This window comes from Lelliottia sp. CFBP8978, assembly GCF_034046055.2.
Classification (GTDB): Bacteria; Pseudomonadota; Gammaproteobacteria; order Enterobacterales; family Enterobacteriaceae; genus Enterobacter.
Genome location: NZ_CM188253.1, coordinates 2,770,992 through 2,782,642 on the forward strand (window position 1 = coordinate 2,770,992; position 11,651 = coordinate 2,782,642).

Sequence of the window (11,651 nt, forward strand, 5' to 3'; positions counted from 1 at the left end):
GGGGTTCTTCATGTAACAGGTGTGGGCTGACGCCCTCACCCCGGCCCTCTCCCGCGGGAGAGAGTGAAAATATGCAGTGACCGTTCCCTCTCCCCGGGGGAGAGGGTTAGGGAGAGGTCATCCCGCCCGCAATAACGACTTCATCTTCTCGCTGCGACAAAACTGGCGCTTCATCTCCACCACCAGCGCGTTGCGAGACAGAACAATCATCACCCCAAACGCCAGCGCACCGGCGGCAATCTGCGTCGCCAGCAGCGCGCCCAGCGGCAGATGTCCATCAAGAATCACACCCAGCCCGTAGCTCACCGCCAGCGTCGGCAGCGACAGATAAAACGGTAGCCACAGGCTCAAAATGTATTGACGATAGCTGGATCCCAGCACCGGTTTGATCATCACGAAATAGCTCAGAATGGTGTTAATGATTTGCACCACCAGGAAGCCCAGCGTCACGCCAATTGCGCCCGCCATGTGGCCGCCAACGATAATTGCCGGAACGAACAAGAACGTTTTAAACACGTTGAATTTGAAGCTGATATCCACTCGCGCCTTCGCCATCAGCAGCGAACCGATCGGGTTCCCGACCGAGCGTAATAACCCCACTACACACAGCAGCTGCAGAACCGGAATGATGCTGTTCCACTTCTCACCAAACACCAGCGGGACGAAATTATTAGAGACCACCATCAGCCCCAGCAGCGCCGGGAAATTGATAATTCCCACCACCGACAGCAACTTATAGAAATTCACCCGCAGCTTGTCCGTGTCGTCCTGAATCTTGGCGAACGCCGGAAACAGCACGCGAGTAATAATCGGGTTCAGCTTCATCGGCGGAACCACCGCCACGTTATAGGCGAGGTTGTAACCGCCTGCGACGCCGGCGCCGAGAATACGCGCCAGCACCAGCGTTGAAAGGTTGGTATTGACGTAGTTAATGATGCTATCGGCGGTCAGCCAGGCGCCAAAGCGCAGATTCGACGACACCGATGCCAGCGAGAAATGAAAACCCGGACGGTAAATCTTACGCCCGAAATAGCCGAACAGCAGGGTACGCACCGCCGTATTGACCAGATAACCGAGGATCGCGGTCATCGCCAGCGGCCAGAAATGGGCGCTGACCACGGTGAAGGTAAAACCGGCCAGCACCGAGGTGGTCTCAATCATGCCGATTTTGTTAAACTCCAGCTCCTTTTGCATCAGCGCGCGGAACTGCTGGCCGTGGGGGATCACCACAAAGGCAAACGACAGCGTGCGGATCAGCGGTGCAAGATCCGGGTTATTCAGCACATCACCGATCACGTCGCTCAGCAGAAACACCACCACAAACACCGCAATCCCCAGCCCGACGTTCAGCCAGTAAAGCGTCGTGAGTTCAAGATGGCTGATCTCTTTGCGCTGAATAATCGAGTTGGCAATGCCGAAGTCTGACAGGGTATCTGCCAGCGCGATAATCACCAGTGAGACGGTCAGCAGACCAAACTGGTGATTATCAATAATGCGCGCCAGCACCGTCATCTGCACCAGCCCGAGGCCGATAATGATGATCGTGGCCATCGCTGACCACTTCGCCCCGCTGATGGTTTTTTCACGTAAACTCATGACCACTCCTTTAAGCCTGTTCCATCAGGCAGTTAGTACGCGGCTTTATTAACAAAGCCTTTAAAGATGGTCAAAAAGACGATTTTGATATCGAACCAGACGCTCCACTCGCGGATGTACTCCAGATCGAACTCAATGCGTTTTTCCATTTTTTCCAGCGTATCGGTCTCGCCGCGCCAGCCGTTGATTTGCGCCCAGCCGGTAATGCCTGGCTTCACTTTATGACGCAGCATGTAGCCCTCAATCAGCGCGCGATACTGCTCGTTATGCGCCACCGCATGCGGACGCGGCCCGACAATCGACATCCCGCCGGTCAGCACGTTGATAAACTGCGGCAGTTCGTCAAGCGAGGTACGACGCAGGAAGTTACCGACGCGGGTGACGCGCGGGTCATTCTGCGTTGCCTGTGTCACCACTTTGTCGTTTTCCATCACCTTCATTGAGCGGAATTTCCACACCATGATCGGCTTGCCGTCCATGCCGTAACGGGTCTGGCGGAAGATCACCGGCCCTGGCGAGCTGATTTTTACCGCCAGCGCAATACCGCACAGCACCGGCGAGATCAGCAGTAAAATCAGGGAGGAGAGGACAATATCTTCGGCGCGCTTCAGCAGACGGTTAATACCGGACAGCGGGGTGTCATACAGCGGCACGACCGGCACGCCGTTCACCTCTTCGATACGCGAGTGCAGAATGTTGAAGGTAAACACGTCAGGGATCAGGATCACCGAGCAGGTGGTATCCGCTAACTCGCGCATCAGATATTTAATGCGCGCCTCTTCACTCATCTGAATGGCGAGATAGACGTTGTGGATTTTGCCCGCCCGGGCGTCTTCAATCAGCTGTTCGTAATTTCCCGCCCAGTCAGACGGCACACCGCCGGGTTTGGCATCGTGATACACACCCACCACGTCGAAGCCCAGCCACGGCTCTTTGCGAAAACTGTCCAGCAGCGCCTGACCCACCGGTAAATCCCCGGCTACCGCCACATAACGCTTGTTGTAGCCGCGGTTGCGCAGCCAGCCCGCACCGAAGCGGATAAGCGAACGGCAGACCACCATTCCAACGCTGGTTAACAGATACCAGCTCAGATAGGTCACAACGCTGTTATCAAAGTCGCTGCTGAACGCCACCAGCCCGGCGCTAAAGATCAGGCTTAAGGTCCAGTTTTGCAGAAGTAGCATCAGCTCAGTGGTGATTTTGACCCCGCGGTAAGAGCGATAAAAATCGGTCATCCCGCCGATCATCTGAAAGACCACCAGCGCAATCAGCGCCATCAACAGATGCATGTATAAAAACGACAGGTCGCTTAGCTGACACACTACCCACAGCCCACCGAACATGATGGTGATATCAGAAAAACGCTGCACCATAGAGATTAACGATGCATTCGTTTTGGCTCGCTCGCGCTTTTTTAGATTTGTCATCGTTGTTCCTTTAAGTTCCCCGCTATACCCCTCACCCCGGCCCTCTCCCCAAAGCGGCGAGGGTGAAATCCGCTCCGGGCGATCCCCCTCCCCAAAGCGGCGAGGGCGAAAACCGCTCCGGACTATCCTCCTCCCCAAAGCGGCGAGGGTGAAACCGATTCGGGCGATCCCCCTCCCCAAAGCGGCGAGGGCGAAAACCGCTCCGGACTATCCTCCTCCCCAAAGCGGCGAGGGTGAAATCCGCTCCGGGCGATCTCCCTCCCCAGAGCGGCGAGGGTGAAACCGATTCGGGCGATCCCCCTCCCCAAAGCGGCGAGGGCGAAAACCGCTCCGGGCGATCCCCCTCCCCAAAGCGGCGAGGGTGAAAACCGCTCCGGACGATCCCCCTCCCCAAAGCGGCGAGGGCGAAAACCGCTCCGGGCGATCCCCCTCCCCAAAGCGGCGAGGGCGAAAACCGCTCCGGACTATCCTCCTCCCCAAAGCGGCGAGGGTGAAATCCGCTCCGGGCGATCTCCCACCCCATCTCCGGCGATCCCCTCTCCCCTGGGGGGAGAGGGTTAGGGTGAGGGGTATATGTCGGGACGAAATACCATTACGCCTTCAACAGCGCCAGAATGTCCTGCGTTCGTGCCTCCATCAGTGCCGTATCGGCGCGCGACTCGACGTTCAGGCGCACCACCGGCTCGGTGTTGGAGGAGCGTAAGTTAAAGCGCCACTGCGGGAACGACATGCTGATACCATCGGTACGGTCAATCTCCAGGGCATCCTGCGCAAAATGCGCTTCCACCCGCGCGATGGACTCCGCAGGCTGCGCCAGCTTGCTGTTGATTTCTCCGCTCGCCGGGAAAGCCGCCATCCGGTCACGCACCAGTTCACCCAGCGTCTGCCCTTTCAGACACAGCAGCTCCGTCACCAGCAGCCAGGGGATCATTCCGCTGTCGCAGTAGGCAAAATCACGGAAATAGTGATGCGCACTCATCTCGCCGCCGTAAATCGCGTCTTCTTCGCGCATCCGCTCTTTAATGAAGGCATGACCGGTTTTCGACATCACCGGCGTGCCGCCCGCCGCGCTCACCACATCCACCGTGTTCCAGGAGAGACGCGGGTCGTGAATAATCTTCGACCCCGGATGCTTTTCGAGGAACGCTTCCGCCAGCAGGCCAACAATGTAGTAGCCCTCGATAAACTGCCCTTTTTCGTCGAACAGGAAGCAGCGGTCAAAATCGCCGTCAAAGGCAATCCCCATGTCCGCGCCGCGCTCGATTACCGCATTACGGGTATCGTCGCGGCACTCGGGCAGCAGCGGGTTAGGAATACCGTTCGGGAAGTTGCCATCCGGCGTGTTATGAACTTTCACGAAGGTGACCGGCACATTCAGCGCCTTAAAGCGCGCCTCAAGAGCATCCACAACCGGACCCGCCGCGCCGTTACCGGAGTTGATCACCAGCTTCAGCGGCGTCAGGTTTGCCACGTTGATGTAGCCGAGCAGATGGTCGATATACGCGTTGCGCAGATCGATTTGCTGATAGCTTCCGCGCTTCGCTTCATTCACCGGCGGGAAGTCGTTGGCTTCGGCCAGGCGCTGTACGTCACGCAGCCCGGTATCGCCGCTGATCGGACGAGCCCCTTCACGCACCAGCTTCATGCCGTTGTAATCCATCGGATTGTGGCTGGCGGTCACTTCGATACCGCCATCGACGCCCAGATGGAAAGTGGCAAAATAGATTTCTTCCGTGCCGGACAAGCCGATATCCAGCACATCCACACCCGCATCCTGCAACCCTTTTGCCAGCGCCAGTTTCAGCGCCTCGCTGGTCAGACGCACATCGCCACCGAGCACAATGGTTTTGGGTTTCAGGTATTCGCCATAAGCGCGGCCGATGCGCCACGCGATATCTTCATTCAGTTCTTCACCCAGCTTGCCGCGAATATCGTAGGCTTTAAAACAGGTTAACTTTTCCATGATGATCCCTTTTTCAGGCAACAGTCGGCCCAGGCTCTTGAGTGAGCCTTATTCATTTGTTTTCAGTTCAGTGCCCGCAGGCTGCGGGTTTACACGCGCCCGTAGCGATCTTCGAAGCGGACAATATCGTCCTCTTCCAGATACGAGCCGGAGCGGACTTCAATCAGATCGAGAGGAATTTTCCCGGGGTTTTCCAGGCAGTGCGTTACCCCCAGCGGAATGTAAATGGATTCGTTTTCACCCAGCAGTTTGATCTCGCCGTCAATGGTGACTTTCGCCGTTCCGGCCACTACCACCCAGTGTTCAGCGCGATGATGATGCATCTGCACGGACAACCCTTCGCCAGGTTTCACGGTGATGCGCTTCACCTGATAGCGATCCCCGGCGTCGATGGAGTCATATTTGCCCCACGGGCGATAAACTTCACGGTGAATATGATGCTCGTGACGCCCGTCAGCTTTGATCTGCTCAACCACTTTTTTGACATCCTGAACGGCGTTGCGATCGGCAATTAGCACCGCGTCTTTCGTCTGTACCACCACCAGGTCTTTGACCCCAACGGTTGTCACCAGACCGGATTCGGCATACACATAGCTGTTTTCCGTTTTGTGGCTAATCACGTCACCGTGATGAACATTGCCTTCCGCCGTTTGGGCGCTGATTTCCCAGAGCGAAGACCATGAACCCACATCGCTCCAGCCGGCATCCATCGGAACCACTACCGCATCCGCCGTGCGTTCCATCACCGCGTAGTCCACCGACTCTTCAGGACAGGCGAGGAACGACGCTTCATCGACACGAATAAAATCGAGATCCGGATCCACGACAGCCATCGCTTTCTCGCAGGCGCTCAGGATGTCAGGACGATACTTTTTCAGCTCTTCCAGATAGCGTCCGGCGCGGAACAAGAACATCCCGCTGTTCCAGTAATACTCCCCGCTGGCCACATACGCCTGCGCGGTGTCGAGATTCGGTTTTTCGACAAACTGCGCCACGTTAAACGCCACGCTGTCCCCCTCGCCCTGACTGACATCGCCGCGACGAATATAGCCATAGCCGGTTTCTGGCAGATCCGGCACGATGCCAAAGGTCACCAGCTTGCCGCTGTCAGCGTAAGGAATCGCCGCACGAACCGCCGCGCGAAACGCGTCTTCCTGCTGGATAACATGATCCGCTGCCAGAACCAGCATCAACGGATCGCAATCCGGGCTGCTGCGCCGCGCGGCCAGTGCCGCCAGCGCGATGGCCGGCGCGGTATTACGACCCGCCGGTTCAAGAATGATGTTTTCGGTCAGCCTGTTAATCTGGCGTAACTGCTCGGCAACCACAAAGCGGTGCTGCTCGTTACAAATCACCACCGGGCTTTCGCACTCCACGCCTTTCAGACGCGATACCGTGGTTTGCAGCATGGTCAGCTCCCCTTTCAGGCAGAGGAACTGTTTTGGATAGAGCACGCGGGACAGCGGCCACAACCGACTACCAGAGCCACCAGCCATCACGACCGGATACAATTTATTCTGACTCATGATTTATCCCCGTATATCTGCAATAAATTGGCTAAGCACGTTCTCTTTCTCCAGCGTGCGTTCGGCATATTCACGTGCCACCGTGTTCTCTTTCGGCATAGCGAGTGCCTGTTCAATTCCGGCCACCAGCGCGTTCACCGATTCCGGTTCCACGCACACCGCGATCCCCGGATAGTTATCACACAGCTGGCCCAGTTCGGTTTCCGCCTCGGCGGTGATCACCGCATTGCCGCCAACGGCCAGAATATTGGTCAGTTTGGAAGGCAGAACCGCGTCCGCCGCCCCGCGTTTCTGGACCACCAGATGGCAATCGCCCATCTTCAGCAGCGCAGGCAGTGCTTCATATGACTGAAGCGGGAAAAATTTAACGTTATTCAGGCCGCACTCGTTGACCATCTTCTCCAGGCGCGCTTTCCCGCCGCCCTGTCCAACAATCACAAACACCCATGGATGTTTGCTAAGAAGTTGAGCCGCTTCGATAACGCTTTCGAGGCCCTGCTTTTCCCCGATATTGCCTGAGTAGAGAATGATTTTTTGATCGTCAGGCAAACCGAGTTGCGCCCTTAATGCCAGGGCATCGCTGTCCGTGACGTCGCGAAAACGCGCCACTTCAGACCAGTTGGGGAAAAAGATGACCTTTTCTGCCGGCACACCCTTTTCCTGCGCTTTATTCATCATCGAGCGCGAAATAGTCGAGACATAATCAACGTTATGTAAGCCGCTGCGTTCGAAGGCGCTGGCCAGGCTGGCAACTTTGCCGCCCTTGCCCTTCCCGGCCATTCCCAGACCGAGCATCGCATCGACCTCATAATCCTGAATGTGCAGCAGTGTGCGTGCGCCCGAGAGTTTGCCCAGCAGGCGCATGCCCGGGGTGCAAAACAGCGTGGGCACGACGCCGATAATGCGATCCGGCTTCCAGCGACGTTGCGCCATCAGCGGGAAGAAACTGCTCAGCGCAAAGCTTCCCAGGTGCAAAAGGCGTTTCAGCGTCGAGGGCTGTTTGGGAACGTACAGCGGGCAGCGCCAGACGGTTGCAGCCCCTTGCTCGCGGCGATAACGCCAGCTCGAATAACGCTCACCGACTTTCCACTCCGGGTAGTAAGGCGGGGCCGTAATGACCCGCACCTCATGTCCCTGACGTGCCATCCACTCCACCATCTCACCGGTGTACTTGCCGATGCCGGTGAGTTCTGGCGAGTAGTTGATTCCGTAAACGAGGATTCTCATAAGCCCGGCACCTCAGCCTGACGTTCCGCCAGGAAGTAGGCGCGACTGTTGTCGTGAACGTTGTCACTGGCAAGCAGAGCGGCCTGTTCCAGCCAGCGGTAATCGTCATGCTGGGAATCAGGCAGACGCAAATCGGCCTGATTCACTTTCAGGCGAAAACCGAGCACCACGTAGTGAGTGCTGAAGTCCGTCCCGGAGAAATTATCGTCATAGAAGTGCTGCCAGACCCCGTAAAACTGGCCTGCCGACATCGGCAGACGCAGCCCCAGTTCAGCCAGAGTCAGGCGCTCGAAAGCGCTCTCAAGCTGCTCATCCTTTTGCACGCGTCCTCCCGGCACGAACCAGAACCCCTGCGCGGGGCGATTGGTTCGCTTTCCGAGCAGAAATTCACCGCGTTCGTTCTCCACGATCAAATCAACAGAGACAAGCGGCGTGGAACGGACTACCGTGGCAAAATCTTCCTGACTTAAAAACATGATTACCCCCGGAAGCGATGCTGGTTTTCCAGGAACCACTGGTAGGTACTTGCCAGTCCCTGTTCGAGCAACACTTCGTGATACCAGCCCAGCTGGTGCAGGCGCGTCACATCCAGCAATTTGCGCGGCGTGCCGTCCGGTTTTGTGGCGTCAAACACCACGCGTCCCTTATAGCCCACCACCTTCGCGATGGTCTGCGCCAGCTCGCGGATGGTGCAATCCACCCCCGTCCCGACGTTGATGTGCGACAGCATCGGCTCGGTGTTTTCCTGCCACACCTCGCGATCCAGTTCCATCACATGAATACTGGCCGCAGCCATATCGTCCACGTGCAGGAATTCACGCATCGGCGTGCCGCTGCCCCACACCACCACGTCCGGCGTGTTGTCGGTCGTCGCTTCGTGGAAGCGTCTGAGCAGCGCCGGGATCACATGCGAATTGCTCGGATGGAAATTGTCGTGCGGCCCGTAGAGGTTGGTCGGCATCACCGAGCGATAATCGCGGTCATACTGACGGTTATACGATTCGCACAGCTTAATCCCGGCAATCTTGGCAATGGCATACGGTTCGTTGGTCGCTTCCAGCGTGCCCTGCAGCAGTTCACTCTCCGCCATCGGCTGTTTGGCCAGCTTCGGATAGATGCAGGATGAGCCGAGAAACAGCAGCTTATTCACGTTGTGCAGATGTGCCGCGTGAATGATGTTGCTCTCGATCATCATGTTCTCGTAGATGAAATCGGCCGGATAAGTATTGTTGGCGACAATGCCGCCCACTTTTGCCGCCGCCAGATACACCTGGTCGATGCGTTCATTCGCAAAGAACGCCTGCACCGCCTGACTGTCCAGCAGGTTCAGCTCATCGCGAGTGCGGACAATGATCTCGACATCGCCGCGCTGTTCCAGCTGGCGAACGATGGCGGAACCCACCATCCCGCGATGACCCGCGACAAAAATACGTTGTTTGCTCATTCTCAGGACTCCAGCGCGATGGCAACCTCGTAGCCATGGGACTTAAGCAGGGAGTGTTTTTTCGCCGCTTCGAGATCTTTAGCCACCATTTCCGAGACCATTTCCTGCAGCGTAATTTCCGGTTTCCAGCCCAGTTTTTCGTGCGCTTTGGTTGGGTCGCCGAGCAGGGTTTCCACTTCAGCAGGACGGAAGTAGCGCGGGTCAACCTGAACAATCACATCGCCCGGTTTCACACCCGGCGCGTCATGACCGGTAACAGAAACCACGATGCCCTTCTCTTCCACGCCGGTGCCTTCAAAGCGCAGTTTAATACCCAGCTGCGCGGCCGCCATTTCAACGAACTGACGCACGGAGTACTGCACGCCGGTCGCGATCACGAAGTCTTCCGGGGTGTCCTGCTGCAGCATCATCCACTGCATTTTGACGTAGTCTTTTGCATGGCCCCAGTCACGCAGGGAGTCCATGTTGCCAAGGTGCAGGCAAGACTCCAGGCCCTGAGCGATGTTGGCAATAGCGCGGGTGATTTTGCGGGTCACGAAGGTTTCGCCACGGCGCGGGGATTCGTGGTTGAACAGAATGCCGTTACAGGCATACATGCCGTAGGACTCGCGATAGTTCACGGTGATCCAGTAAGCGTACAGTTTTGCGACTGCATACGGAGAGCGCGGGTAGAATGGCGTGGTCTCTTTCTGCGGGATCTCTTGTACCAGACCGTACAGCTCAGAAGTAGACGCCTGGTAGAAACGGGTTTTCTTCTCCATGCCCAGGAAGCGAATGGCTTCCAGCAGACGCAGCGTACCCATGGCATCCACGTCAGCGGTATATTCCGGCGATTCGAACGAGACAGCCACATGGCTCATCGCGCCCAGGTTGTAGACTTCATCCGGCTGCACTTCCTGCAGGATACGCGTCAGGTTAGACGAATCGCTCAGGTCACCATAATGCAGATGGAATTTCGGGTTGGTGGCATGAGGATCCTGATAAATGTGATCCACACGCTCGGTGTTGAAAGATGAAGCACGACGCTTAATACCGTGAACTTCATAACCTTTTTCCAGCAGAAGTTCCGCCAGATAAGAACCATCCTGTCCGGTAACGCCGGTGATGAGAGCGACTTTTGACATGTTTATCTTCCTCTACTTATCGAAATTATTCAGTTTCAACGCGTTCGCGTATCACCACTGCGGGGTTGCCACGGCAAATCTTATTTGCCGGTAGCGATTTAAAAACGCTGCTGCGGGCACCAATAACCGTGCCATCGCCAACAGAAACACCTGGTGCGACAAAGACATCTGTCGCCAGCCAACATTTCTCGCCAATCACAATCGGCGTAGCATTAATATCGAAATGCGTACTCATAAAATCGTGGCTGCCGGTACACAAATAACACTTCTGTGACACCACAGAATGGGCACCAATCGTAATATCGCCCAGGGTATATAACACCGCGTCATCGCCGACCCAGGCATAATCACCGAGGGTTAATTTCCATGGATAGGTAATTTTGACCGACGGGCGAATAACGACGTTTTTTCCAATTTTTGCGCCAAACAAACGCAGTAAAAATGCGCGCCAGCGATACAACACCTGTGGCGACCAGGCAAACACCGTTGCCTGTACAGCCCACCACAATTGAACTTTTATGCCATTACCGCCACGAAATCCTTTCGGTACGGTGAAACCATTCAGATCCTGCATTGTGTTTCCTTATATTCAGGCTTTGTTATATAAGGCTTTCGTTTTACCTGTCGTACGCAGGCGTAATAAATAAGATAATTCCGCCCAGAAGCCCGGCACGCGCAAAATAGTGCGCTGCACTTTTTTGGCATCCTGGCATAATTCCAGATTATTCGAGGTTGACACACCGCCCATCGAGAATTCCGACACCAGGCCTTTAATCCGGCGGAACGGGTAGCCCGATTTATACAGGCTGGCGGCCAGCGCATAATCAGACGACACCTTATATTGCAAATCGTACGGATGTTTTTTCAGTCCCGCCGTCGGGAAGAAAATGGCCTGATGGCTGGCCGGTAAGCTGTGATAAATATACCAACCAAGCTTGGCGCTACGACGCACTTTATTGCCATCGCCAAAATCCAGCAGCGCATCACCGATCACCATAGCGTCATCTTTCTGGCGCGACAGCTGACGAGCAAACAGCGCGACATCGTCATGGAACACATCACCTGAATTAAGGAAAATGGCGTAACGGCCCTGAGCCATCTCGATGCCTTTATTCATCGCATCATAGATGCCTTTATCTTTCTCGCTGATGTAGCGTAAGTTGAACTCGCCGTTCAGTTTTTCCAGGAATTCAGCCGTGCCATCATTCGAGCCTCCGTCGACCACGATCCATTCAAACGTGAGGCTGGGATCGCGCGCCAGGTTGCGCAGCGAGCGCCAGGTTTTTACTACCCCTTCGTGATTGCGAAAGGCGACAGTAATGACGCTAAGAAACATAAACCACC

At 56.1% G+C, this 11,651-nt stretch carries 10 protein-coding genes; all 10 read right to left on the reverse strand.

Annotation, left to right across the window (positions count from 1 at the left end):
- Positions 1–117: 117 nt before the first annotated feature.
- The 10 genes from wzxC to wcaE all read right to left on the reverse strand — a co-directional run bounded on the left by wzxC (position 118) and on the right by wcaE (position 11,643).
- Positions 118–1,596 (reverse strand): colanic acid undecaprenyl disphosphate flippase WzxC, encoded by a 1,479-nt coding sequence (gene wzxC, locus SOM82_RS13145; protein ID WP_154127298.1) that lies wholly within the window; start codon positions 1,594–1,596, stop codon positions 118–120.
- 32 nt (positions 1,597–1,628) lie between these two features.
- On the reverse strand, positions 1,629–3,023 hold the full coding sequence (gene wcaJ, locus SOM82_RS13150; protein ID WP_154127299.1) for an undecaprenyl-phosphate glucose phosphotransferase: 1,395 nt from the start codon (positions 3,021–3,023) through the stop codon (positions 1,629–1,631).
- A gap of 592 nt (positions 3,024–3,615) precedes the next feature.
- Entirely contained in the window at positions 3,616–4,986 is a 1,371-nt protein-coding gene (gene cpsG, locus SOM82_RS13155) for a colanic acid biosynthesis phosphomannomutase CpsG (RefSeq protein ID WP_320459833.1), read from the reverse strand.
- Between the two features lie 89 nt (positions 4,987–5,075).
- Positions 5,076–6,512 (reverse strand): mannose-1-phosphate guanyltransferase, encoded by a 1,437-nt coding sequence (cpsB, locus tag SOM82_RS13160; RefSeq protein ID WP_320459832.1) that lies wholly within the window; start codon positions 6,510–6,512, stop codon positions 5,076–5,078.
- Between the two features lie 3 nt (positions 6,513–6,515).
- Complete coding sequence (wcaI, locus tag SOM82_RS13165; RefSeq protein ID WP_320459831.1) at positions 6,516–7,739, reverse strand: colanic acid biosynthesis fucosyltransferase WcaI; 1,224 nt, start codon at positions 7,737–7,739, stop codon at positions 6,516–6,518.
- Positions 7,736–8,215, reverse strand: coding sequence for a GDP-mannose mannosyl hydrolase (locus tag SOM82_RS13170; protein WP_154127303.1), 480 nt, complete (start codon positions 8,213–8,215; stop codon positions 7,736–7,738). The genes wcaI and SOM82_RS13170 overlap by 4 nt, the downstream gene beginning before the upstream one ends.
- A 2-nt stretch (positions 8,216–8,217) precedes the next feature.
- Positions 8,218–9,183 (reverse strand): GDP-L-fucose synthase, encoded by a 966-nt coding sequence (gene fcl / locus SOM82_RS13175; RefSeq protein WP_320459830.1) that lies wholly within the window; start codon positions 9,181–9,183, stop codon positions 8,218–8,220.
- 2 nt (positions 9,184–9,185) lie between these two features.
- Positions 9,186–10,307: a GDP-mannose 4,6-dehydratase gene (gmd, locus tag SOM82_RS13180; RefSeq protein ID WP_154127305.1), complete on the reverse strand. Its 1,122-nt coding sequence runs from the start codon at positions 10,305–10,307 to the stop codon at positions 9,186–9,188.
- 25 nt (positions 10,308–10,332) lie between these two features.
- Positions 10,333–10,881 (reverse strand): colanic acid biosynthesis acetyltransferase WcaF, encoded by a 549-nt coding sequence (wcaF, locus tag SOM82_RS13185; protein ID WP_320459829.1) that lies wholly within the window; start codon positions 10,879–10,881, stop codon positions 10,333–10,335.
- Positions 10,882–10,896: 15 nt separating this feature from the next.
- A complete protein-coding gene (gene wcaE, locus SOM82_RS13190; protein WP_320459828.1) occupies positions 10,897–11,643 on the reverse strand; it encodes a colanic acid biosynthesis glycosyltransferase WcaE in 747 nt (248 codons plus the stop codon).
- Positions 11,644–11,651: the final 8 nt, after the last annotated feature.